This is a genomic window from Glaesserella parasuis (genome assembly GCF_017352235.1).
GTDB classification, from domain to species: domain Bacteria; phylum Pseudomonadota; class Gammaproteobacteria; order Enterobacterales; family Pasteurellaceae; genus Glaesserella; species Glaesserella parasuis.
Map to the genome: position 1 here is coordinate 889,072 of NZ_CP071487.1, position 24,352 is coordinate 913,423.

The following is a 24,352-nucleotide window of genomic DNA, read 5'->3' on the forward strand; positions in this document are numbered from 1 at the left end:
GCATTTATGCCCGACATCCCGAAATATAGCACTACTCATAATCAAAATCTTGATTAACCCCAGCCCAATCTTTTGGATAAATACCTTGATGAACGTATTTGTGAAAGGTTGAGTATTTCCAATCAGTTACTGATGAAACGTATCCGTGTTTTACAGGATTATAGTGAATGTAGTCAAAATGTTTTTCGAAATCTTCTTCATTTTTTATACAGTGTTCCCAAAATCGTTGTTGCCAAATGCTACTTTGTCGCTTTCTTAGTTCATTGTTGGTTTTTTCTATATTGTCATAATGTTGGCAATGGTGACTTACATAACGCTTTATTTGATTCCAACGCATTGAAAAGTCTGAATCATTGTCGGGCAATTGCCAAATAGTATGTAAATGATCGGGTAAAATTACTAATGCGTTAATTTTAAAAGGATATTTTGTTGTACCCTTTTTATAGCGGTCTTAAGAGTGTGAAGGACATCAGCGTTTGTTAATATTGGGCGGCGCTGATAGGTGACTACGGTAAAGAAATATTGTGCTCCTGGTTGATAAAGTCTTCGGTATTGCATTATATCTCCTACAATTTCTATGTTTTTAGATATAAAAGGGATGAGCTTGTCGGGCATAAATGCCCGACCTACTTGGAGATTCTTTTCTTAATCATCTGTTTAAAAAGCAGGGTGGTATAAATGCCCGACCTACTTGAATATTCCTTTCTTAATCGTCTGTTTAAAAAGCAGGGTGGCATAAATGCCCGACCTACTTGGAGATTCTTTTTCTTAATCATCTGTTTAAAAAGCGGGTGGTATAAATATCCGACCTACTTGGAGATTCCTTTCTTAATCATCTCTTCAAAAAACGGATAATCCACTAAAAATGCATCGTGTCCAAAGTCGGAATGAAATTCATAAAAATCGACGGCAATGCCTGCATTTTCTAAACGTTGTTTGCTTTTGTGTAGGTCAATCTGTTTAAACAGTTGATCGCTCGTTACGCCGACAAGGGTGTAATTCGCTTTAATGCGACTGAGTGCTTCTTGCTCGTTTGCATAGGTTAAAGCAGGATCATAGAGATCTAAGGCTCTTAACAGGCGTAAGTAACTATTGGCGTCAAAGCGATCTAGAAATTTGACCCCTTGATAGCTGAGATACGATTCTACTTGGAAGTGATCGCCCCAAATCGTTCCCGTCTGTTTCACTTCTCGCCCAAAGGCTTTGGCAAGTTGTACATCGGTGCGGTAGGTGAGCATACCAAGCATTCGAGCGATTTTTAAGCCGTTATCTGGGGGCGTACTCTCATAATAATTGCCGTTGTTAAAATGGGGATCGTTTATCACCGCTTGTCGCATAACGTGATTGAAGCCGATTGCTTCTGCACTCAAGGTAAGCGAAGAACAGAGATTAACCACATTTCTCACTTGTTCCGGATAATCAATCGCCCACTGTGTCGCTTGCATTCCACCAAAAGAGCCACCCACGACCGCTTGTAGCTGAGTAATACCGAGTTTATCGATCAAGGCTTTTTGCACCTTCACAATATCTTGCACGGTGATAACGGGAAATTGACTGCCGTAGGGTTTATTCGTATTTGGATTGATAGACGCAGGGCCTGTCGTACCTTTGCAACCGCCAAGCACATTCGAGCAGATAAAAAAGTATTTATCGGTGTCAAAAGCTAATCCTGCACCGATAAAATCTTGCCACCAGCCTTTATCCGCAGGCGGTGCATAATAGGGTTCAGCGTCACCCGTCAAGGCGTGGCACAACAGCACAGCATTGCTTTTTTCAGCGTTCAATGTGCCATAGGTTTGGTAAGCGACATTGATAGGCGAAAGTGTTCCGCCTAAAGCAAGCTCAAGGGGAATATCATCAAAAAGAGTAATCTGCTGTGCCATAAAATCCTTGCAAAAAACGGTAAAAAAGCGACCGCTTGTCTTTGAATGGTTTCAAGTTTACGAATAGGAAATCGTTTCGTCAAGAAATTTTAGACATCTAAACGTCTAGATTTTTAAATGGCTAAATTAATTATTGTATTACTATGGGCACTTATGCTGTCAGAAAATCATTTTGGGATATAGAATTACTCATCCTTAGGAATAACCACAGCAGGATCCACTTTCCCTTCAAAACCATCAATCAATTTTTTTAGCCCATAATCTTCCTTGTCTGAATGAGGACTAAATAAATCGACTTCTGTATTCAATTTCGGATTACTAATTCCCACCCATTTTGCAATGCCATCGGTAAAGTTTAAGCCAGATTTCATCGCTTTATAGACTTTTCTATCGGTATCATCACTAGATATTTTAAAGAGCGGAACATCAAAGTGTAGCTTACTTTTGCCACTGCTGTTGTGGATTGCAATGTCATTTTCAGTGATATGGTGAGCTAAACCGTGATCGGCAAAATAGACCACCGAAAACGAGCGGTTAGATTGTTGCTCATTTTTGCGAAGGGTTTCATATAAGCGTTTTAACACTTCGTCGGTTTTTTTGATGGACGATGCATAGCAGTTTACGTTGAAATACTTTTTGCCTATTTTTTCATCATCAAACATTTTAGGGTAATCAGTTAAACGATCACAGCTGATGGGGTGTGAACCGTATAAATGCACCACAACAAAACGTTTGCTATGAGTTTTTTGCTCAATAATGTGTTCAAATTTAGGCAATAAATCAAAGTCACTGATATTTTGATGGAAAGAGTCCCACGATTTTAAGAATAATTTTTCGTCACTTTTGTTAGCAAGGGAGGAAACAGGTGTATCAAAAGTACCAAGATAACCTTAGTTTGATAGCCAGTAGGTTTTAATTCCTGCGGATTTAATCAAATCGATCATACCAAGGCTGTATTCCCCTTCCCACTTTTCAGTATCAGGCTTAGTGAGCATTAATTTTAATGAAGCAATGGTATTTGTTCCACCAGCGGTCAGCCCATCAATTAAAATGCCGTTGGCACTGCTCATAAACGGCGTATTTTCAGCAGGGTAGCCATAGGCGTGGTGATAATCTTTTCTGGCACTTTCGCCGATCACTAAAATGTAATCATCGTAACGGCTTTCCGCATTGAGTTGCGACGTTCTCCATTCACTTTGAATGGACATACTATTCAAGCGGTCTAATTCTGCTTTTACTTTACTAATTGCACTACTTCCTTCTTGTAGAAATTTGAAGGGCGGAGTAGAGATAAAAACTAATGCAATCCCTAAGGCAAGAAAGGTTTTATTTTTGTGGAACTGAATTTGCCATTTTTGGCTAATAAAACGAAAACCTAACAGTAATATAAAAATGCCAGTACAAGCAACAAAGTTAATCAGGGGGATTTGGCTGAAAAACTCTTTGCTTTCTTGTATATCTGTGGCAAAAACCGAAGCAACGTATTGGTACGATGGTGGGCCAAAGGTCAAGCCAACTGGCGTGTAAAGGGCATATAAAGTGACAATCGGTAAAAGCAGATAAAAGAACGCTTTTTTAGAGGCATTAGCAAATAAAATAACGAGAACCAGCAGTAGCACATTGCTGATTTCAGGAGTAGGAAAAAAGCCCGAACCAAGTAGCATTAGGTAACTAACTAAATAAGCTAAACCAAAACTAATGAGAGTAGCGAGTATCTTTGTTATATTCATTATGAGCAAAACGAAAATAAAGGGATAGCGATTTTACCGAAAATAAAGTGGAAATTCTATCCGCTTGCCTACTTTGATCTGTTCTTAAGATAATCTATAATATTTCGATTTTTTTCCCCAACCGTTACACAGAGGTCAAAATGAGCAATCCTATTTATAAACGTATTTTGTTAAAGTTAAGTGGTGAAGCATTACAAGGTGAAGAAGGTTTTGGTATTGACCCATCTATCTTAGATAGAATGGCATTAGAGATCAAAGAATTGCTTGCAATGGGTGTCGAAGTCGGCGTAGTTCTTGGGGGCGGTAACTTATTCCGTGGTGCTAAACTTGCTAAAGCGGGTATGAACCGTGTTGTCGGCGACCATATGGGTATGCTTGCAACCGTAATGAACGGTTTAGCAATGCGTGACGCCTTACACCGTGCTGATGTCAATGCAAAATTAATGTCTGCATTCCAGTTAAACGGTATTTGTGATACTTACAACTGGTCGGAAGCTATCAAAATGTTACGCGAAAAACGTGTCGTGATTTTCTCAGCAGGTACAGGTAGCCCGTTCTTTACTACAGACTCTGCAGCTTGCTTGCGTGGTATTGAAATTGAAGCTGATGTTGTCTTAAAAGCAACTAAAGTAGATGGTGTGTATGATTGCGATCCTGCAAAAAATCCAGATGCAAAACTTTATCAACATTTAAGCTATGCTGAAGTTATTGAAAAAGAATTGCAAGTGATGGATTTAGCTGCATTCACTCTTGCCCGTGACCATAATATGCCAATTCGTGTATTTAATATGGGTAAAGCTGGTGCGTTGAAACAAGTTGTGACGGGTACAACGGAAGGTACGACGATTGCTTAATTAACGCTATTCAACGAATTAATCCAACTTAACTATTTATTTAAGTTGGATTTTTTATTCTTTACTTTGCCATTTCAAATTCAATTAACATCATGAGAATATGGATTACTTTAATATGTATCTCTTGAATACGATCAGCATAACGAAAATGAGGTACACGAATCTCAATATCAGCTAGTTCTGCTATTTTTCCTCCATCCTTGCCTGTCATTGCAATAATTTTCATTCCTTTGGCTTTTGCAGCTATGATTGCATTAATAACATTTTTAGAATTTCCTGATGTTGATAAGCAAAACAAGATATCTCCTTTTTGTCCGATTGCCTCAACATAACGAGAAAAGACATATTCATATCCAAAGTCATTGCTTACGCAGCTTAAATGGCTTGGATCTGAGATTGCTATGGCTGGATATCCAGGCCTATTTTCACGATAACGTCCAGTTAACTCTTCAGCAAAATGCATAGCATCACAGTGTGAGCCACCATTCCCACAGGAAAGTATTTTTCCCCCGTTCTTAAAACTATCAGTAATCAGTAAAGCTACTTCTTGAATTAGTTTAAGATTATGTTGGTTATTAATAAAGTCATTTAATACTTGTTGCGCTTCTTGTAATTCTATTAAAATTTGTTGTTGGTACATAAGGATTCCCTCTTGTGATGAGTTAAGTCAAATAAGTCTACCACAAACCCTATAAACTTAGTACTAGGAAAATAGAATGAAATTGGGTAAAATCAATAGGTTTATGTTATTCAATCAAAGGAAAATACTATGATTAATGAAATTAAGAAAGATACTCAAGAACGAATGGAAAAAAGCCTTGAGGCCTTAAAAGGACATATTTCTAAAATCCGTACAGGTAGAGCTCAGCCTAGTTTATTAGATGCTATTCAAGTGGAATATTACGGGTCAGCAACACCATTACGTCAATTAGCTAATGTTGTCGCAGAAGATGCTCGTACATTAGCAGTCACTGTATTTGATCGTTCGTTGATTAGTGCGGTAGAAAAGGCGATTTTAACTTCGGATTTAGGGTTAAATCCTTCTTCGGCTGGAACTACTATTCGTGTTCCTCTTCCTCCATTAACGGAAGAACGTCGTCGAGATTTAATTAAAATTGTAAAAGGTGAGGGAGAACAAGGTAAAGTTTCAATTAGAAATATTCGCCGTGATGCAAATGATAAAATTAAAACTTTAGAGAAAGAAAAACAGATTAGTGAGAATGATGAGCGTAAAGCTCAAGATGATATCCAAAAGATTACAGATATTTATATCAAAAAAGTGGATGAGATTTTAGCAGACAAAGAGAAAGAATTAATGGATTTTTAACATATGAATTGGGCGGAAATTTTCCGCTCAATTTATTCTAACTGGTAGAAGAGATTTAAGATGTTGTTATGAATTTCTTTATTGGTTTCCAATGTCTACATCCTATATAAATAGAGTAAAACCGTTTCATTTTAAGAGAAAAAATGATAGAAAAAACCTTTATTGTGGGGAAAGATGCAGCTCTTGAAGAAAGCATCGAAAGATTCCAGACTAAGTTGAAAGAATTAGGATTTAATATTGAGGAGGCTTCTTGGCTTAATCCTGTACCAAATGTATGGTCAGTACATATTCGTGATGTTGATTGTCCACAATGTTTTTCAAATGGTAAAGGAGCAAGTAAGAAAGCAGCTCTTGCTTCCGCATTGGGGGAGTATTTTGAGCGTTTATCGACTAATTATTTTTGGGCTGATTTTTATTTAGGAAGGGAAATTGCTGAAGGTGAATTTGTTCACTATCCAAATGAAAAATGGTTTCCTATTGAAAATGAAACGGAATTACCTGAAGGAATATTGGATCCATTTCTACACGACTATTTTAATCCAAATGGAGAATTGACACCAGAATTTCTGGTAGATCTACAGTCTAGCAATTCAGAACGAGGAATAGTTGCATTACCTTATATTCGTCAGTCTGATGGTCATACGGTATATATTCCACAAAGCATTATTGGAAATTTATTTGTATCTAACGGGATGTCAGCTGGCAATACTAAGAATGAAGCCAGAGTGCAGGGACTATCGGAAGTATTTGAACGCTTTATCAAAAATCGTATTATCACTGAAGCAATCAGCTTGCCTGAAATTCCGCAGTGTATTATTGATGGTTATCCGACGATTAAACGTTCGATTGAGCAATTGGAGCAAGAAGGGTTTCCGATCCTCTGCTATGATGCTTCATTAGGTGGCGAATTTCCAGTTATCTGTGTAGTTTTACTTAATCCTAGGAATGGTACGTGTTTTGCTTCTTTTGGTGCTCATCCTAATTTCCAAGTCGCATTTGAGCGTACGGTAACTGAGCTTTTGCAGGGGCGTAGTTTAAAAGATTTGGATGTGTTTTCTCCACCATCATTTAATAATGATGATGTGGCAGATTATGCGAATTTGGAAACTCATTTTATTGATTCAAGTGGTCAGATTTCATGGGATCTTTTTAAATCAGAACCAGATTATAAATTTACTCACTGGGATTTTTCAGGCACAACAGAGCAGGAATTTGCTAATTTGATGGAAATTTTCAGCCGGTATAAACAAGAGGTTTATATTATGGACTATGAACATTTAGGTGTATACGCTTGCCGTATAATTGCTCCTGGAATGTCTAATATTTATCCTCCTGACGATTTGATCTATGCGAATAATAATATGGGAATGGAATGGCGTGAAATGTTGCTTGATTTACCCTATTTCCATCATGAGAAAGAAATTTATCAAGAGCTATTGGACGTGCTGGATGAGCAAGGTATTGATGATATGACACGGGTACGTGAATTTATTGGAGTGGTAGCTGAAAAAGGAAGCGCACTACAAACTTTACGTATTGGTGAATTAAAATCTATGCTTCATTTGGCTTTAGGGAATCTTGAAGAGGCATTAGATTGGGCAACTTGGACAGTTAATATGAATGCTTCTGTATTTTCAGCAGAAAGAAACAATTACTATCGTTGTTTAATTAGTGTAATTGAATTATTTTTGGATGAGGATAGGGAACCTGAGCAGTATAGAATGATATTTAACAGAATGTATGGGAAAGATGCTGTAGATTTTGTTTGGAATATAATGCAGGGAGAAAATCCGTTCCATGGTTTAATTGGTTCTGATGAAACTTTGAGGAATATGTCAGCTCATCAAAAATTACTAGATGCATACCATAAGCTACAAAAAGTAAAATAATAGAAATTACATTGATAAATGTAGTGTGATAAAAACGCCTATGAATAGATTCTATTTATAGGCGTTTGACTTTCTATTTCATTCTAGTATCTAAGGATTATGTTGGGATAAATTTAGTATCCTATCTTTCATACAATGAGCTATTTCTGTTAAATATTTTTCTTAAAAAGAGGAAAATATATTTATTGAGGACTTAAATTGCAAAACCAAAGGCATAGAATGCAACTAATGCAATAGCAATAGCTACTGTACCAACGTTCAATTTGTTAAATTCGCCTGAAATGGTACGTCCAATCACTAAGGTTGCAAAACCTAACATAATACCTGTTACGATATTTGCAGTTAAAACAATAAACACAGCACAAACTAAGCCTGACATTGCACCGATAAAGTCATCAAAGTCTAATTTAGACACATTGCTCAACATTAATAAACCAACGTACATTAATGCAGGGGCAGTAGCATAACCTGGAACTAAAAATGCGAGTGGTTGGAAGAAAAGCATTAATAAGAACAACACGCCAACAACGACCGCAGTCAAACCTGTTTTACCACCAACAGCTGTTCCTGCTGCTGATTCAATATATACTGCTGCAGGCGCGGTACCAAATAAACCTGAAAGTACACTACTTAATGAATCTGAAGTAAGTGCTTTATCACCGTTGATAATTTGCCCATCTTTATCTAGTAAATTTGCTTGACCTGCTACAGCACGAATGGTACCTGTTGCATCAAAAATAGCAGTCATTACTAAGGCAAAGACCACAGGTAAAATGGCTGCATTCAATGCGCCGACAATATCTAAATTTAAGAATTGAGAATTTTCACCAAAGGTCGGTAATTTGAATACTTCACCGCCAAATTTTACATTCGGATCGAAAATTAAACCGATGATTGTAATTGCAATGATAACCCAAAGAATAGAACCTTTAATTTGTAAACGCTCTAAACCAATGATAGCAGCTAAACCAATTAAAGACATCATTACAGGAAAAGAAGTGAACTCACCCATTTTTACCGGTAAACCCGCTTGGTTGCTGACAACTAAACCAACGCCACTTGCTGCAATCAATAAAAGGAATAAGCCGATTCCAATTCCAGCGCCGTGAGCAATACTAGATGGCAGATTACGCAAAATCCACGCGCGGATACCTGTTACAGAAACAATGGTAAATAAAACACCCATAAGGAAGATTGCACCTAATGCAACAGGAATACTAATGCCTTGACCTAGCACTAAACTGAATGCAGTAAAAGCTGTTAATGAGATAGCACAACCAATCGCCATTGGAGCATTTGCCCATAAGCCAATGAGGATTGAACCTAAACCAGCAACCAAACAGGTTGCAATAAATACTGAATCAGCAGGAAAGCCAGCCGCACTTAACATATTTGGCACAACGATAACGGAGTAAACCATTGCCAGGAAAGTAGTTAAACCAGCAATAACCTCTTGACGAACGTTAGAACCACGTTCTTCCAGTTGAAAACGAGAAAGAAGAGACATAATGGAAAAAACCTCAAGAAATATATAGTATGATTAAAGGGTCGAGGATTCTACACAAAGATAAACCAAAAAGCAATCGTTTGCGCTGCCAGTGTTGAAAATATTTAGGTTGAGTGCTATAAGAAACATATAGGTTATCTAATGTATTTAAAGTGCAAAAATAAGAGCATTAGCGTTTATTAATATCTCCTAATAAGCCTGCATAATGGATCGTTTTAGGGCTCGATTCTAATGCAATTTTGAGAGCCATTGTCAATGGAACAGAAAGTAGCATTCCTACTGTACCGAGTAACCATCCCCAGAAAAGTAGTGACAAGAATACAATGAGAGTTGAGAGACCAAGGGTTCTCCCCATCATTCTAGGTTCTAGAATATTGCTAATTACCATATTGATTGCAATGATACCGACGGATACTCCCAATCCAACAGAAAAACCATTCAATAGAAATGCTTGTACAGCAATAGGTACACCAGCAATGATTGAACCTATGTTTGGAATATAGTTGAGTAGGAAGCTTAATGTGCCCCATAATACAGCATATTGTACATCAGCTATTTCAAGTAACACCCAAATAGATATTCCAGTAAGCAGGCTTACAATCGTTTTTATGCCAAGATAGCTAATAACTCCCTGTAATACTCGGTTGATATGGCTTTCTTCCGATTCCACATCTTTATTGCCTCTAAGAGCCACGATAAGTTTATGTTTAGCGGTTGGAGCCTCAAATAACATGAACACAACGACTAATAAGAGTACAAAAATATTTGTAACGACACCTGAGAAGCTAAGTAATAAGCGACTAACAAAGTTCATAATAATGCTTGGGTCTAGCTGTTCTTGGATCTGTTCACGAGATATTGAAACCGGGATATTCCAGTTATCAACAAGGAGCATTGCGGCAGCAATACGTTCAGATAGAAGAATTTTGTATTGTGGAATTGATGCTGTAAATTCTTGTACTGTACTGTTGATTAGTCCTGCCAGAAAAAAGAATCCAAGTAAAAATAGAATAAAGAGTATAGTGATTGCCAGCCACAAAGGGACTTTATGAGAGGTTAGATATTTGATAATAGGAGAACAAATAATTGCAATAAAAAGAGATAATAAGAAAGGAATAACGATCTCAACGGATAATTTAATACCCGCCAAAATAATTACAAGAGCAGCAGTAGCTACCAGAATCTGAGTTAAAGAAGAATTTTGTTCCATATCTACGAGAATATATTGCTATGTGATTGAGTGATGGTATATCAAATGTTTGTATTTTTAGATCCGACTATGTTAATAGCTAGTGATTACTTCTTTCAACAACTCCACCGCCAAGAACGCTAAGCTAAAACGCTGTTCATCAGCCACTGTCCAGAATTGTAGTGCGTTTTCATTTTTATTGAGTAGTTGGCTAATCTGTAAGAGATTCGTTTCTTCATCTTCACCATTTTTAACAGGGGTAATTACATTATCAGAGTTAAATTTTACCCACGCTTGTTGTTGCCACTGCTCACTTAATGCGGTTGCATCTAAAGCATACTCAGATTGCGCCCTGATCATCTGTGAAATACCATAGAAAACAGGCACTTGCACGGAATGGAAAGTCACACTAGCGGTTAGATTTGGCAGAACTTTTGCAAGTTGTAACTCGAAGGCACGAGAAAACGGCAGGTGTTTTTCATCACCTTGCACATTTGCAGGCACGGCATCAAACGCCACACGTGGTTTTTTATCATCAAGGGGAATACCGTTTAACAACTGGGCGGTTTGTCCTGCTAACTCACGCACTTTTTCATCACCAAAATACGCCGATGGCAACAGTGATGTGACAAAAATATGTTGAATAGGCTGATCCAACAATGGCTTTAAGGCGAGTGCTAATTGGCTGATTTGTGGATTTGCTAAAGCAACAATATTTCGCTCACGCATATTGGCGATCATTTCGTTGTTTACACTTGGCACAATCACTGGCACATTGCCGATTAATGCAGAAATGCCGTAAAGATCTAAAATCACACAGCCTGCTTGTACCGCTTGAGCCAGCAATTCTGCATTTGCCATTTTACCTGCAAAGAGAACGTGACTAAATTGCGACCAATTGACATCTTCAACAGCGATTTGCTCAACAGCTTTTGCACCGAAACGCAGAGAATGTTCTTCGCCAAAACTTTCCAATTCAACGGCTGAAATTTGTTCAAAATCTAAACTACTTTGTTCTAAGGCTTCTAATAATTTCTCGGCTAATAAAAAATCTGCTGCAATTGCTAAACGAATGTTTGCCATTTTGTTTCTCTCTTGTCAAAATAAAGGCTAATTTTACTCTTTTTTATCGCAATTGCGAAAGGAAAAATAGACCTCAGATATTGATTTTTGAATCTCATTATATGTCGTGAATCTTTGATATGTATCATTATGAAATTTATCATTATTTCAACCACTTATCTTCATCTTGCTTATGCTCAAATTCCGCTTCAAACGTTGTATTATTTTGAGAGGAAGTTCTGTTCATTGAGCCAAAGGACATAAATTTCACACGACTTGCAAACAGTTTCATAAACATTGCTTGTAGCAATTGGCGAGTTATCGGCAATAGAAGCAATAACGCTAAAATATCGCTCAAAAAACCTGGGATAATCAGCAATACCCCTGCGATTGCAAAAAAGATCGAAGACGTCACCGCTTGTGCTGGGATCTTTCCTTGTGCGATCTCTTGGCGGATCTGTACTATGGTCATTATTCCTCTTAATTTCACCAACCATAAACCGACCGCTGAAATAGTGATCATTAATAAAATCAAGGGTAAAACCCCAATAGCAGAGCCGACGCTTACTAACAGAGAGATTTCAATGTAGATGTATAAAAATAGCCCAGCTAAAAAGAGAAGTAATGGCATAGAAATTTCCTTATAGAAGTTAGTGGCTGATTAGATAGTGATAATTTGGGTATTTTCAACCCTAGCCCCCCCACTACGCAAGTAAATTTAGTCTATTTAAAGCTAATCGTTTGCTTTTTTCATCTAGAGATAAAAAATTCATTTGTTTTATGCAAAAAATATGCTATTTATATAGCCATTCAGCTTTTATTGATAAATGAAAATGACATTACGTTCTCTTGTTAGCCTGATTATTATTAACCTCGAGGTGATTATTATCACCGCGGGGGTTAAGTTGGCTCGCAATTAGAATTGTATAATGAGATCCACAAACCCTCGCTAGTTTTAGTGAGGGTTTTTTATTGCATAAAAGCCTTAACTAAATAGCGACACAACATTAAAAGGTAATTTATGAACGGTGCAAATTTGGTCGTTGAGTGTTTGAAAGCTCACGGCGTCACTTCTCTTTTTGGCTATCCAGGTGGGGCAATTATGCCTGTCTATGATGCGATTTACGATTCAGGTTTAGATCATCTACTTTGCCGCAACGAGCAAGGTGCTGCAATGGCTGCCATCGGTTATGCTCGGGCAACAGGCAAAACAGGTGTTTGTATTGCAACTTCAGGCCCCGGTGCAACCAACCTAGTCACGGGCTTAGGCGATGCATTAATGGACTCTATTCCTATCGTAGCAATCACAGGGCAAGTGGCTTCAGCCTTTATCGGCACGGACGCTTTCCAAGAAGCAGATGTATTAGGCTTATCCCTTGCTTGTACCAAACACAGTTTCATCGTGCAAAACATTGATGAACTACCTGAAATTATCGCCAAAGCATTCCAAATTGCACAAAGTGGTCGCCCTGGTCCTGTGCTTGTTGATATTCCTAAAGATGTGCAATTCGCCCCGACATCACTTTCCCCTATCGTCTATGAAAAAGTGGCGGCTAAGGCACAAAATCCAACCGCACTTACACAAGCCAAAGCCCTGTTAGCTCAGGCAAAACGCCCTGTACTTTATGTCGGAGGTGGTGTAGGTATGGCAGGTGGAGTGCAAGCGGTCAGATCTTTCCTAGAAATTGCCAATGTGCCCTCTGTTTCCACATTAAAAGGTTTAGGCACAATTCCGCCACAACACCCACTCTATATGGGAATGATCGGTATGCACGGCACAAAAGCAGCGAACTATGCGGTACAAGAATGTGATTTACTCATCGCTTGTGGGGCAAGATTTGACGACCGTGTAACAGGCAAACTTGATACCTTCGCACCGCACGCTAAAGTTATTCATATTGATATTGATGTAGCTGAAATCAACAAGCTACGCAAAGCAGATGTAGCATTGCAAGGAGATTTAATCGAGGCAGTGACCGCACTTACCCAACCGTTAGAGATTGAGAGCTGGCGAGCTGATGTGCGTAAACTGAAAGCGGATTTTGACTTCAGCTATCAAGAAAATGCAGGCGAAGGCGAAATCGACCCTTGGGCGTTGTTACACACTCTTTCACAACGTAAACCGCAAAATGCGATTATTACTACTGACGTTGGCCAGCACCAAATGTTGTCAGTACAACATATGCAGCATTATGCTCCTGAAAACTACATCACTTCTGCAGGGTTCGGCACAATGGGATTTGGTCTGCCAGCAGCGGCGGGTGCGGTCAAAGCTCGCCCAACGGATCCAACCATTGTGATTACGGGAGATGGCTCTTTTATGATGAATATTCAAGAACTCGGCTCAATCAAACGTGGCAATTTACCTGTCAAAATTCTATTGTTGGATAACCAACGTTTAGGCATGGTGCGTCAATGGCAATCACTCTTTTTCCACGGCCGCCACAGCCAAACCATTTTAGATGACAACCCAGACTTCGTAATGCTTGCTAACGCTTTTGATATTCCAGCAGAACGCATTGAAAAAGCAGGGGAAGTTTCAGCCGCATTAGACCGCTTACTCAACAGCAAAGGAGCGTATTTATTGCACGTTTGTATCCCAAATGAAGAAAATGTATGGCCGCTCGTTCCGCCAAATGCGTGTAATACAGATATGTTAGATGAAGACATCGGGGTTTAAGGAGAAGAAAAATGCAACAATATCAATTCGTTATCAAAGCTAATAAACGCCCTGAAACCCTTGAGCGTTTACTCAGAGTAATCCGCCACCGTGGGTTTGAAGTGCTATCACTCAATGCAGAAAATAATGGTTCGGGAATTATGTTAAATGTCACCGTTCAGAGTGAAAGAGCGATGGAATTACTACTTAATCAGTTAGTGAAATTGCCAGATGTGGTGACTATTTCATAGTTATTCTGAGGAGAAAACTATGCAAATTTTAAAACGCTTTTTCTGTTACTACTTGATTTTATGTTTTATGACCGCTTGTACTAAAACAGAGTATCAAAATGAAAGTGCCAAGACAGAAACAATCCGAGCATTTTTTATTGCTGATAATAAATTATATGTTGTCGGAGATTTGCATAGTTATCAATTTGAAAGCAGTAACAAGGAGAATGCTGATTATCAAGAGTGGAAAACCACCGAATTTATCCGTTTGCTTCAATCTGAAAAAATGAAATCTGTTACTAAAGCAGAGATTATTTATATTAGAAATCAAGTAAACACCCCTAATGTTGAGTTTAGGGTAAAACTCACTTCTGTGCGTGATAATAAATCCTCAGATCAGTTTTATGACATTTATGGAAAGTTGATCAAAATTGAAAACCATGATGCAGTCCTAAGTAAAGCCAAATTAGCACAGCCATTACAAACCAAATTTGTAGCATATTCAGAAAAAACAGTTTTAGATGGTGAAGGTACTGGAATGGTTCTTGTTTGGGGAATGGTAGGCGTTGTTTTTATTCCTCTTTACATTATCTTCTCACCGCTTGTATTGATAAATAAAATATCGGATTAACGTGATGGAAAGGAGGAAATTCGATAAATAACCCATACAACAAGCGGTTTGATTCGGCAAAAAATGTGTAATAGACAAATTTGTTGCTAAAAAGTGGCTTAAAGCCTTATAGTACAAGGCTTTAAGCCCTCTTTTTGAAATATGAACAAAAAAACTGCCCATTTTGCCAAAGTCTGAAAATAAAGAATATAGCAATGATTAAGCAAAAAGTCCCCCGTGGGCGTTCCACGGGGGTATGAATGTGCTTTCAAGTAGTTGTTTATCGGATTACAATTAGAAATTGTACTTCGCACCAATATTTCCTTCTTTGTAATAGGATTTCATTGGATTATTCCATAATCTATAATAAGCGATGTTAGCATAAATATTGAAGTTTTCAGTAAGATAATACCCCATACCTAAACTAGTTTTAAATTCATATTTTGGCAATCTCATTCCATATAATTTTGTTTCAGTACTAGAAACAATATATTTTCCACTTAACATATTATTCATACTGTTCTTATTATAAAGATAAGAAACATCTAGATTTATATTAAGTTTTTCAGATAATGATTGATTTAATCTTAAGCCCAATTCATATCCATAATGGGTTTTATGATATTTATCAATACTTAATGCTAAATCTTCTTTTTCATTGATAGAATCTTGTTTTAAGCGGTTAATATGTAAAGCAATATATGGATTAAATCTTAATTTTTCATATTGTAAATTTAATCCTGTTTCATTATAAAACGAATAATTTCGTAATTTTAAATCAGCTTTAATTGCCTGCGTTCCATTAGGCAATAACAATGTTCTGTCTAATTTTCCTTTAATATCCGTGAAACTGATTTGGTTGAGATAATACCATTTATTCCAATCATATTTTCCATATAAGGCAAAGCTGTGTTGTTTTAAATCCACCTTGCCAACCTGTTGATTTTGGCTGGATAAAGGAGATAATTTTTGATGAACTCGTTGTAACCCCATACCAAATGTAAAGGCATTAAATTGTTTATCTATACCAACTAATTGTGAATCTGCACTATTTTTCAAATTGGTAAATCCAAAATTATCATTCTGATAAAGTTTTAAATTCTGTGTAGCTAACTGGGCATAAATATGATAAGACTTAATATCTTGAATATTTAAAAATTGCTGTTTAGCAATTTGTCTATTCAAGGTTTTAATACTATTTAGTGCTACCTGATGTACTGCTGGATATATTTCGCCACTTAAAGAATCTACTGCAGAAGCTACCGCTTGTGGTTTAGCATTAATAAAAGATAATGCTGCACTTCTGAGATTTCTATTTGTATTTCCTGAATCTCTAGCACTATCTAAAATAAGATCTAGACTTCTCGCAGTATAGACATTTTTTAATGAACTTTCATTAGCTGCATTTAATACAAATTCTGTATCATTTCGTTTATAGGTTGCAATAATTTCTTTATTATTCCCCTCTTTTAATTTAATTTCTTTTAAATCAATATAAGGGTTAGCCCGATCCGATATTTTGTAATTTCCATTATAATTTTGGATAGGATTTTGAGACTCAATAATAGTTTTAGTTTGAGGATCTCTTGGAACTACTTCATTAATATTTTCGACATCGGCTACAATATAGGAACCTTGTAAATTAACTGTTCCATTTACTTTTAATTTAGATTTATCTATATCAATAACCGTTCTGGCATTATTTGAAGTGGTATAATTACCATCAATAATTAATCCTTTTCCATAAACTTCCAAGGAACCTTTATTATCTACATTTTTTACTATTTTAACTTCTGTTTGAGGAGTATTTAAATTTTTCGTTAATAATGTTCCCTGTGATTGAATTTCTACCACAGATTGTGTTAATTCATTTCCAATTACCAAAGTTCCGTTTTCGATAACTGTATTTCCACTATAAGAATTTGAACCCGTGAGATAAAGTGTTCCAGTACCTTGTTTTTTAAATCCGGCGTCACCTTTAATATTATTGGACCAAGTATATTTAGTGCGGTCAGTATGATGTTTATAATCTAATTTTGCTACGACGTGGGTTTTATTATCATTGGTTAAAAGCTTTGTATCAAATCTAGCTGGTCCGTTTAATGCTCTATCTTGATTTAAAACACCCCAACCAACACGTTCATTCGGTTCTTCGGTCACATCTGACGAATTTAATTTATTTGCGGTAGATAATATAGTTTGGGTCACTAAATGATGATCCATCCAATCAAATTTTTCCCAAACATTAGCCACGGCAGCTGTAACAACAGGTGTAGCAAAAGAGGTTCCTTCTGTTCGAACTTTTCCATCAAATAAATACCATTCTCCAGGTGCAGCTATACCCCAGTTTTTAGCCCTATCACCTATTTTACTTGCATATTCCGTAAGCCCATTATTATGTGAGTTTACCGAAGTTACAACAATCCAGCCTTTTCTTGCCCCATCTCGTATTACAGGTACATGTCCTTCTACGGTTGCATATTCACTTCTTCCATTTATTTTATCTTTTCCTTCATTACCTGATGCCCAAACAAAAATGCTGTCTTTTTCCGCCATTTCAGCTAACTTAACGTATAAAGGTAAGCTCGCTAGACTTTCCCAACCTCTATTTTTTACACTATCTTTATGTGGATTATTACCATAGGAATTATTAAAAATCCTTACCCCTCTATTATAGGGTTCTTCATAATGTAGATTAGTAGCACTCATTGTACTACTTCCCTGATTTTCAGCAGAATAAGCATAAATTGTGGCATTTTTATTTTTTAAATCAATAACACCAGCCGCCATTGTTCCGTGTGATTTAGAATGCCCCTTAACTCTTCTATCCAAGCCTGCATTATAAATTATTCTGCTTTGCCCATTTGAAAATTTAAATGCCCCACCTAAATCTTCAGTTGCATTATAATCCATATCCACAATCCCAATTGTATTAGTGAATTTAGATTGTTGTTGTGTATTCTGATAATTATTTTTATCTAATTTCTCAACTTCAGGTTTAGCCCAAGGCTGATTATCCACAGGTTTTATTGATGGATTAGATTGTGTAGAAGGATTATTTTCTGGAGTTGTAGATTCTGAATTATTATTTAAATTTAAAGTAACATCATTATTTTCTACCGAATTATTTCCAGATACATTATTTTCCGTATCAGTATTTTTATTATCATCACTATTTCCAGCAGATAAATTATTATTTTCTTGATTTATATTTTCTCCAGAAACATTATCATTATGAACAACATTATTTACCGGATCAGTATTATTCGATATTTCATTATTTGTCGCTTCGCTATTTGTCGGCTCATTATTTGTTGATATTTCATTACGGTTATCCGATGAATTTACCGTATTTTCTTCTTCCGGATCTTTTTTAATTTTCTCCTCTATTTTTTCTTTTTCCTTAGAGTCTTCTACTGAAGTTTCTGCTTCGGCATTAATCGGTTGTTTCTGTTCTTCTACTTGAGGAAGTTCTTCTTGCGGAGATTCCACTTTAGATGGTTCTTCCGCAGGTAATTCCTGCTTAGTTGATTCCTCTGCTGGTAAATTTTCTTCCGCCTGTGGATTTTCCTCTGCTCTAGGAGGTTGATTTTCAGTTTCTGTTTGTGTTTTTTCTTTATTTTCTACTTTTGGCTCTTCTGTGATTTCTTCTTTTCTTTCCTCTTTTACTTCCTCTTTTGCTACTTCTTGCTTATCTGTCGTTTCTGCTGTAGCTTGTTCATTGTTAGTATTTTCCGTACTAGGTTTATCTGTAGCATTTGGACTATCCGAAGTTGTTGGGCTGTCTGAAGTGGTTGGTTCATTTGAAGTTGTTGAACTATCAGCAGAACTTGAGCTATCTGCCTTATTTGGCTCATCAGATGGCTTTTGATTATCAGAAGTTAGCGAATTATTTGACGAGGCAGAATCGCTAGAGCCATTTAAACGTTGATTAGTGTTGGAAGAATGAGAGGTAGTCGAGTTATGATTGTCTGTCTGTCTGTCTGTCTGTCTGTCTGTCTGTCTGTCTGTCTGTCTGTCAGGGAGTTTATTAAATCCATTATTTGTAGTTCCACTACTTTCAGCACTAGAATGGCTACCTATCGACGAATTAACTGGATTTTGTTCTTTATTATGTTGGGGAGAATTTCCGCCAGTGCCATCTTTCTTACAAGAGGATATCAACACAGCAGAAGATAAAAGCATAGTGGATAATATTGATTTTTTGATGTTCATAATTTGTACCACTTATTTAAAATAATTTATTTTATGAAACTTGGGTGGAGTAATTTCTCGCTTAATACTCTTTATAAAGATCGTAATTAATTTTATGTAGGCGAGCATTAGCGGATAACGAAGATTACTTTGCACCAGCCCTTATTGGGGCATTTTATCTAAAAAAATTAATTTTTTCAAAAGATAATGTGCTATTAGTTATTTATAACTTTTAGAAATAAGAGAAACGCCAGAAACAGCGTTGAAAAATCCCTCTCTCTCCAAATCTTAACTACACAATCCCCCCCTTTTCCGCTACAATCCCTATAATTTTTTGCTATATTTTAGAGAGATTTAGAATGTCAAATCCAAAAAGAAAAATACTGGTTACTTGTGCTTTGCCTTATGCTAACGGAGCGATCCATTTAGGGCATATGCTTGAACATATTCAAGCGGATATTTGGGTGCGTTTTCAGCGTATGCGTGGCAACGAAATTCACTTTGTCTGTGCTGATGACGCTCACGGCACGCCGATTATGTTGAATGCGGATAAACTCGGCATTACCCCTGAACAGTTAATCGAAAAAGCCAAAGCCGATCACATTGCGGATTTTGCCGGTTTTAATATCAGTTTCGATAACTACCATTCCACCCACAGCGAAGAGAACCGTGAATATACTTCCGCTATCTACAAAAAATTAAAAGCGAACGGTTTTATCAAGAGTAAGGTAATCTCACAGCTATTTGACCCTGAAAAAAATATGTTCTTGCCTGATCGCTTTGTTAAAGGTACTTGTCCGAAATGTAAAGCGGAAGATCAGTACGGCGATAACTGTGAAGTCTGTGCTTCTACTTATAGCCCGATGGATTTAATCAATCCACGCTCGGTAGTATCAGGCTCTACCCCTGTGGTAAAACAGTCGGAACACTTTTTCTTTGACCTACCAAGTTTTGAAGAAATGCTGAAAGCGTGGACACGCTCTGGCTCGCTTCAACCTGAAATTGCCAATAAAGTGCAAGAGTGGTTTGAGAGCGGTTTACAGCAATGGGACATCAGCCGTGATGCGCCTTACTTTGGCTTTGAAATTCCAGATAGCGAAAACAAATTCTTCTATGTTTGGCTTGATGCCCCTATCGGCTATATGGCCTCGTTTAAAAATCTTTGCGACCGCACGGGCTTGAACTTTGATGATTTCTGGAAAAAAGAGAGTGATGCCGAGTTGTATCACTTTATCGGTAAAGACATTGTTTACTTCCACAGTCTATTCTGGCCTGCAATGTTAGAAGGAAGCGAATACCGCAAACCAACAAACGTCTTTGCACACGGTTATGTGACGGTGGACGGGCAGAAAATGTCAAAATCCCGTGGTACTTTCATTCAAGCCAGTACTTATTTGAAACATATCGATCCTGAATGTTTGCGTTATTACTATGCCGCGAAACTGAACGACCGCATTGAAGATCTCGATTTCAATTTAGAAGATTTTGTACAACGGGTAAACAGCGACATCGTCAATAAATTAGTCAATTTGGCTTCTCGTACCGCAGGTTTCATCACAAAACGCTTTGAAGGCAAACTCGCTTCAACATTAGAAAATCAAGCGCTTTTTGATGAATTTGTTGCACAATCGGAGCAGATCGCCACTTATTTTGAAACGCGTGAATACAACAAAGCGATCCGTGAAATTATGGCATTAACGGATAAAGCTAATAAATACATTGACGACAAAGCCCCTTGGGTAATTGCCAAAGAAGAAGGCAAAGATGCCGAATTACAAGCGGTCTGTTCAATGGGCTTAGAGCTATTCCGTGTATTAATGAGCTATCTCAAACCAGTATTACCAAAACTCGCAGAACGTGCCGAAGCCTTTTTACAAACGGAACTGCGTTGGGACAACATCGGTTCGCCACTATTTGCCCATAGCATTGCACCGTTTAAATCGCTCTTCTCTCGCTTAGAGAAAAAACAGATTGACGCTGTGATTGAAGAAACCAAAGCACTTTTCGCCGAAAGCGTAAAAGCAGAAACTGCAAAAAAAGGAAAAGAAATGACCGCTTGTGAAACCAAAGTTGAACCGATTGCCTCTGAAATCACCATTGACGACTTCGCCAAACTCGATCTGCGTGTGGCAAAAGTATTGAAATGTGAAGCTGTGCCGAAATCGGATAAATTGTTACGTTTTGAACTTGATTTAGGCGATCACACTCGCCAAGTCTTCTCTGGTATCAAAGCGGCGTACAGCCAACCTGAAGAGCTTGAAGGCAGATTTGTGATTATGATTGCCAACCTTGCCCCACGCAAAATGTCGTTTGGTATGTCGGAAGGTATGATTTTATCTGCCGGTACAGGCGGTGCAGATCTCTATTTACTCTCCGCCGATAGCGGTGTGACGGCTGGTATGCAGGTGAGATAAATTTACTCAGGGTGGGATTTTTCACCCTGTCTTAACTCAATAATAAGGACAACAAATGATCCAACAAACTCTCGCCATTATTAAACCCGATGCGACTAAACGCCATCTTATCGGTGAAATTTTAAGTTATATGGAAAAAAATGGTTTAGCGATCAAAGCATTAAAAATGCTTCACTTAACCAAAGAACAAACGGAAGGTTTTTATGCAGAACATCAAGGCAAAGACTTTTTTGATCCGCTCGTGGCATTTATGATTTCTGAGCCTATCGTTGTTGCGGTGTTAGAAGGCGAAAATGCCGTAGAAAACTACCGCTTGTTGATGGGAGCAACCAAACCTGAAGAACGCAAACTAGGCACTATTCGTAAAATGTTTGGTTTAGGCTACCGTGAAAACGCAGTTCACGGCTCAGACTCTGAAACATCAGCAAAACGTGAAATTGCGTATTTCTTTACGCCGAGTGAGATTGTGTAAATAAAATGTAGGCGCGAATGACTTCGCCCTGACATTCCTGTAATCATTTTGGGGCAAATGTAATTTGCTCTTACAACCTTATTTATAGGGGCTGATGTAGGTTGGTATACTAGCTAATCTAATACAGCCCCAAAAGTTTTGTTAAAAAGAAGCACTGGTTGGGAAGCTTATGTGCATTTAGCCAAATTGGGGCTTGGGTTTCTTCTTCGGGGTACTTTTTTATTGGGCTAATCTACGTCAGCCCCTAAAGTTTTATGGTAAAAGGCTTCAAATCACCTTTTAAAATATGAATAAAATGATCTGACCTTCAAAAGTTATACAGCTATTCAAAGGACTGATTTCGATATTGTATCGGACTTAGTCCTTTTCGTTTGGGGTTTTGTTTTTCTGCGAAGTAGGTACTGTGATTGATGCGAAAATGATTAAACTCAGTTACATCAGACTTATCATAGTTTCGGTAGAAATCGGTGTAAACAATACTGCCGGGCTTCACTTGTTCTTGAATATCGAACCTCTTAAGATGTAGACTGTTTTGCTTGATAAGCAATCACAGACGATGGAAATAATAGGCTGCGGTAGCTTTATTTACATTTATCAACTCAGCAGCTGTTCGAGCAGTGATATCTGCTACAAACAGCTCAATAAGTTTATTTTGTTTATACTGACTTAGATAACTTTTGCTTATTGGGTTATCTTAACCTAAATAGGGATTTTAGTCGTTATCTAGGAGAGACCTATAAATTTATTAGGAGGAAGTTTCTCACCCTGCCTTAACTTGAATATAAGGATAACCAATGATCTAAAAAACTCTCGCCATTATTAAACCCGAAGTGTCTATCTCCATTCTATTAATGTAAGCGACTTACACTTTCGGCAAAAACAATCTCAACACCAATAGAGTATACATTACTTTTGCTAAAGCAAAGGTCAGAGCAAATAAGATCACGGCAAGGGATTGTTCCCATAGGGGGATAGGATCTTCAAGGCTGGTGTATTCATCAAAAGCCAACATTAGTGAAAATGAAAAAAGGCTGTAAATGAACATTATTACCCCTGAGAAAAAGGCAATTTGAATGATGTTTCGTTGGTGATACTGTTGTTTGTAGCTGACTAATGCAAATAGAAAAGCTGGGACGGTAAATAAGACAAAAACAACCAACATTCCCCCTTGGCTAAATTCGCTAAAAAGGGGTAATAGGGCAGAGCCGAGTAACTGGGTAAGTAGTGGATAAATCCATAAAATGTGTAGGCTAGTTTTTTGCATTGAGGTATTCTCTTAATAAAAATAAGGCGGATAAATTGCGTGTTTCGGCAAAATTAGGGTCGGCAAGCAGTTCGTCAATTTTGTTTAATGGATAATAGATGATGTCAAGTGGCTCTGGTTCATCACCTTCTAGCTGTGATGGGTAAAGATCTTGTGCCACAAAAAGGTGCATTAAACCATACATATGGCTAGGTCCACTATATAATGAACGTAGTGGTTCGATTGTTTTTGCTCCAAAGCCTATTTCTTCTTGTAATTCTCGATTTGCACTCAGTGCAGGATCTTCTCCACTATCCACAATGCCTTTAGGGAAGGTGAGTTCATAGCGTTCAGGCCCTACGGCATATTCTTTTACCAAGATGAGTTGATCTTGGTAGATCGGCACGACCATTACGGAAGAACGGCGTTGTGGAGTTAGACGTTCGTAAGTACGTTCTTCGCCATTTGAAAAACGTAAATCGACGGATTGCACTTCAAATATACGTGTTTTGGCAATCACTGAAACAGATTTGATTTCAGGCAGTTGTTTTGACATAAAATTTCTCAACAAGAATAGATTTGCGATATTCTAGACTATTCATTCTCAACCAACAACCAAATAAACACTCCAAAGCAATAATGCATAACGAATAGCTTTGCCTAATACGATGAAACATAGGCTTTTCCAAAAATCAAAACGTAACCAACCTGCGACACCACAAAAGAGATCGCCCACAATAGGTAGCCAGCTAAACAGTAACACCCAAACGCCGTATTGTTGGCTAAATTTAAGTGCAAATCGAATACGTTGATTTTGCTGTTCGTGATAGTTTGGGGGTGGAAAAAGTTTTGCTAGAAAATAGGTTGTTAGGCTACCTAAGCTGTTGCCTAATGTGGCACTGATAAACAATCCATATAAGGAATGGTTGTTCGCAAAGGCTTGTGTAGCAAAGGTGCTGAAGATGATTTCTGAGTTGCCAGGCAGTAGCGTAGAACTTAAAAAACTGCTGGCAAACATAATTAAACATTGATTTTCTTTGTCAAGGAAAATCCCAAGTAAAGCGGTCAAATAATCGGACATTTTTGTAA

At 37.5% G+C, this 24,352-nt stretch carries 19 protein-coding genes and 2 pseudogenes; 8 read left to right on the forward strand and 13 right to left on the reverse strand.

Annotated elements, in window-relative coordinates:
* Positions 1-31: 31 nt before the first annotated feature.
* The 3 genes and pseudogenes from J1G47_RS04530 to J1G47_RS04540 all read right to left on the reverse strand — a co-directional run bounded on the left by J1G47_RS04530 (position 32) and on the right by J1G47_RS04540 (position 3,613).
* Entirely contained in the window at positions 32-412 is a 381-nt protein-coding gene (locus J1G47_RS04530; RefSeq protein ID WP_207326846.1) for an REP-associated tyrosine transposase, read from the reverse strand.
* 397 nt (positions 413-809) lie between these two features.
* On the reverse strand, positions 810-1,883 hold the full coding sequence (metX, locus tag J1G47_RS04535; RefSeq protein WP_160437319.1) for a homoserine O-acetyltransferase MetX: 1,074 nt from the start codon (positions 1,881-1,883) through the stop codon (positions 810-812).
* A gap of 185 nt (positions 1,884-2,068) precedes the next feature.
* Positions 2,069-3,613 (reverse strand): annotated as a pseudogene (locus J1G47_RS04540) (phosphoethanolamine transferase).
* Between the two features lie 140 nt (positions 3,614-3,753).
* Here J1G47_RS04540 and pyrH point away from each other — a divergent pair.
* Positions 3,754-4,467, forward strand: coding sequence for a UMP kinase (gene pyrH / locus J1G47_RS04545; RefSeq protein WP_005711225.1), 714 nt, complete (start codon positions 3,754-3,756; stop codon positions 4,465-4,467).
* A 61-nt stretch (positions 4,468-4,528) separates the two neighbouring features.
* Here pyrH and lpcA read toward each other — a convergent pair whose 3' ends face one another.
* Entirely contained in the window at positions 4,529-5,107 is a 579-nt protein-coding gene (lpcA, locus tag J1G47_RS04550; RefSeq protein ID WP_207326788.1) for a D-sedoheptulose 7-phosphate isomerase, read from the reverse strand.
* Between the two features lie 129 nt (positions 5,108-5,236).
* Here lpcA and frr point away from each other — a divergent pair, with 129 nt between their 5' ends.
* Together frr and ycaO are read left to right on the forward strand one after the other, a co-directional pair.
* Positions 5,237-5,794 (forward strand): ribosome recycling factor, encoded by a 558-nt coding sequence (gene frr / locus J1G47_RS04555; protein ID WP_005711232.1) that lies wholly within the window; start codon positions 5,237-5,239, stop codon positions 5,792-5,794.
* Between the two features lie 143 nt (positions 5,795-5,937).
* On the forward strand, positions 5,938-7,683 hold the full coding sequence (gene ycaO, locus J1G47_RS04560) for a 30S ribosomal protein S12 methylthiotransferase accessory factor YcaO (RefSeq protein ID WP_207326789.1): 1,746 nt from the start codon (positions 5,938-5,940) through the stop codon (positions 7,681-7,683).
* A 193-nt stretch (positions 7,684-7,876) separates the two neighbouring features.
* Here the strand turns inward: ycaO and J1G47_RS04565 are convergent, their stop codons facing one another.
* The 4 genes from J1G47_RS04565 to J1G47_RS04580 form a co-directional block, all read right to left on the reverse strand.
* Positions 7,877-9,190: an NCS2 family permease gene (locus tag J1G47_RS04565; protein ID WP_010785828.1), complete on the reverse strand. Its 1,314-nt coding sequence runs from the start codon at positions 9,188-9,190 to the stop codon at positions 7,877-7,879.
* A gap of 169 nt (positions 9,191-9,359) precedes the next feature.
* Entirely contained in the window at positions 9,360-10,400 is a 1,041-nt protein-coding gene (locus J1G47_RS04570; RefSeq protein ID WP_010785827.1) for an AI-2E family transporter, read from the reverse strand.
* Between the two features lie 72 nt (positions 10,401-10,472).
* Positions 10,473-11,462 (reverse strand): oxidoreductase, encoded by a 990-nt coding sequence (locus J1G47_RS04575; protein ID WP_207326790.1) that lies wholly within the window; start codon positions 11,460-11,462, stop codon positions 10,473-10,475.
* A 142-nt stretch (positions 11,463-11,604) separates the two neighbouring features.
* Positions 11,605-12,072 (reverse strand): FxsA family protein, encoded by a 468-nt coding sequence (locus tag J1G47_RS04580; RefSeq protein WP_021115755.1) that lies wholly within the window; start codon positions 12,070-12,072, stop codon positions 11,605-11,607.
* Positions 12,073-12,462: 390 nt separating this feature from the next.
* Here J1G47_RS04580 and ilvG point away from each other — a divergent pair, with 390 nt between their 5' ends.
* From ilvG to J1G47_RS04595, 3 genes are read left to right on the forward strand one after another with little or no spacing between them, the layout of a single operon-like run.
* A complete protein-coding gene (gene ilvG / locus J1G47_RS04585) occupies positions 12,463-14,121 on the forward strand; it encodes an acetolactate synthase 2 catalytic subunit (protein WP_207326791.1) in 1,659 nt (552 codons plus the stop codon).
* A gap of 11 nt (positions 14,122-14,132) precedes the next feature.
* Positions 14,133-14,351 (forward strand): acetolactate synthase 2 small subunit, encoded by a 219-nt coding sequence (gene ilvM, locus J1G47_RS04590; RefSeq protein ID WP_160434965.1) that lies wholly within the window; start codon positions 14,133-14,135, stop codon positions 14,349-14,351.
* Between the two features lie 19 nt (positions 14,352-14,370).
* Positions 14,371-14,961 carry a hypothetical protein gene (locus tag J1G47_RS04595; protein WP_160434966.1) on the forward strand — a complete coding sequence of 197 codons (591 nt, stop codon included), beginning with the start codon at positions 14,371-14,373 and terminating at the stop codon, positions 14,959-14,961.
* 273 nt (positions 14,962-15,234) lie between these two features.
* Here J1G47_RS04595 and J1G47_RS04600 read toward each other — a convergent pair whose 3' ends face one another.
* Complete coding sequence (locus J1G47_RS04600; protein WP_207326792.1) at positions 15,235-19,155, reverse strand: S8 family serine peptidase; 3,921 nt, start codon at positions 19,153-19,155, stop codon at positions 15,235-15,237.
* 338 nt (positions 19,156-19,493) lie between these two features.
* Here J1G47_RS04600 and metG point away from each other — a divergent pair, with 338 nt between their 5' ends.
* Entirely contained in the window at positions 19,494-21,548 is a 2,055-nt protein-coding gene (gene metG / locus J1G47_RS04605; RefSeq protein WP_160414720.1) for a methionine--tRNA ligase, read from the forward strand.
* Positions 21,549-21,603: 55 nt separating this feature from the next.
* Positions 21,604-22,020, forward strand: a complete 417-nt coding sequence (ndk, locus tag J1G47_RS04610) for a nucleoside-diphosphate kinase (protein WP_012621579.1) — start codon at positions 21,604-21,606, stop codon at positions 22,018-22,020.
* Positions 22,021-22,396: 376 nt separating this feature from the next.
* On the opposite strand, the pseudogene J1G47_RS04615 reads toward ndk, so the two are convergent.
* From J1G47_RS04615 to J1G47_RS04630, 4 genes and pseudogenes are all read right to left on the reverse strand, one after another.
* Positions 22,397-22,705, reverse strand: a pseudogene (locus J1G47_RS04615) (IS1595 family transposase); the annotation flags it as partial.
* A gap of 177 nt (positions 22,706-22,882) precedes the next feature.
* The gene (locus J1G47_RS04620) at positions 22,883-23,284 is read right to left on the reverse strand and encodes a hypothetical protein (RefSeq protein WP_010785818.1); all 402 of its coding nucleotides are present in this window, start codon (positions 23,282-23,284) and stop codon (positions 22,883-22,885) included.
* The gene (gene nudE / locus J1G47_RS04625) at positions 23,271-23,819 is read right to left on the reverse strand and encodes an ADP compounds hydrolase NudE (protein WP_075605328.1); all 549 of its coding nucleotides are present in this window, start codon (positions 23,817-23,819) and stop codon (positions 23,271-23,273) included. The genes J1G47_RS04620 and nudE overlap by 14 nt, the downstream gene beginning before the upstream one ends.
* A gap of 48 nt (positions 23,820-23,867) precedes the next feature.
* Positions 23,868-24,344, reverse strand: coding sequence for a YqaA family protein (locus tag J1G47_RS04630; RefSeq protein WP_010785816.1), 477 nt, complete (start codon positions 24,342-24,344; stop codon positions 23,868-23,870).
* Between the last annotated feature and the right edge of the window lie 8 nt (positions 24,345-24,352).

Excerpts from the sequence above, each read along its gene's own strand:
- metX (WP_160437319.1), bottom strand. The coding sequence starts at position 1,883 with ATGGCACAGCAGATTACTCTTTTTGATGATATTCCCCTTGAGCTTGCT.
- pyrH (WP_005711225.1), top strand. The coding sequence starts at position 3,754 with ATGAGCAATCCTATTTATAAACGTATTTTGTTAAAGTTAAGTGGTGAA.
- lpcA (WP_207326788.1), bottom strand. The coding sequence starts at position 5,107 with ATGTACCAACAACAAATTTTAATAGAATTACAAGAAGCGCAACAAGTA.
- frr (WP_005711232.1), top strand. The coding sequence starts at position 5,237 with ATGATTAATGAAATTAAGAAAGATACTCAAGAACGAATGGAAAAAAGC.
- ycaO (WP_207326789.1), top strand. The coding sequence starts at position 5,938 with ATGATAGAAAAAACCTTTATTGTGGGGAAAGATGCAGCTCTTGAAGAA.
- J1G47_RS04565 (WP_010785828.1), bottom strand. The coding sequence starts at position 9,190 with ATGTCTCTTCTTTCTCGTTTTCAACTGGAAGAACGTGGTTCTAACGTT.
- J1G47_RS04570 (WP_010785827.1), bottom strand. The coding sequence starts at position 10,400 with ATGGAACAAAATTCTTCTTTAACTCAGATTCTGGTAGCTACTGCTGCT.
- J1G47_RS04575 (WP_207326790.1), bottom strand. The coding sequence starts at position 11,462 with ATGGCAAACATTCGTTTAGCAATTGCAGCAGATTTTTTATTAGCCGAG.
- J1G47_RS04580 (WP_021115755.1), bottom strand. The coding sequence starts at position 12,072 with ATGCCATTACTTCTCTTTTTAGCTGGGCTATTTTTATACATCTACATT.
- ilvG (WP_207326791.1), top strand. The coding sequence starts at position 12,463 with ATGAACGGTGCAAATTTGGTCGTTGAGTGTTTGAAAGCTCACGGCGTC.
- ilvM (WP_160434965.1), top strand. The coding sequence starts at position 14,133 with ATGCAACAATATCAATTCGTTATCAAAGCTAATAAACGCCCTGAAACC.
- J1G47_RS04595 (WP_160434966.1), top strand. The coding sequence starts at position 14,371 with ATGCAAATTTTAAAACGCTTTTTCTGTTACTACTTGATTTTATGTTTT.
- J1G47_RS04600 (WP_207326792.1), bottom strand. The coding sequence starts at position 19,155 with ATGAACATCAAAAAATCAATATTATCCACTATGCTTTTATCTTCTGCT.
- metG (WP_160414720.1), top strand. The coding sequence starts at position 19,494 with ATGTCAAATCCAAAAAGAAAAATACTGGTTACTTGTGCTTTGCCTTAT.
- ndk (WP_012621579.1), top strand. The coding sequence starts at position 21,604 with ATGATCCAACAAACTCTCGCCATTATTAAACCCGATGCGACTAAACGC.
- J1G47_RS04620 (WP_010785818.1), bottom strand. The coding sequence starts at position 23,284 with ATGCAAAAAACTAGCCTACACATTTTATGGATTTATCCACTACTTACC.
- nudE (WP_075605328.1), bottom strand. The coding sequence starts at position 23,819 with ATGTCAAAACAACTGCCTGAAATCAAATCTGTTTCAGTGATTGCCAAA.
- J1G47_RS04630 (WP_010785816.1), bottom strand. The coding sequence starts at position 24,344 with ATGTCCGATTATTTGACCGCTTTACTTGGGATTTTCCTTGACAAAGAA.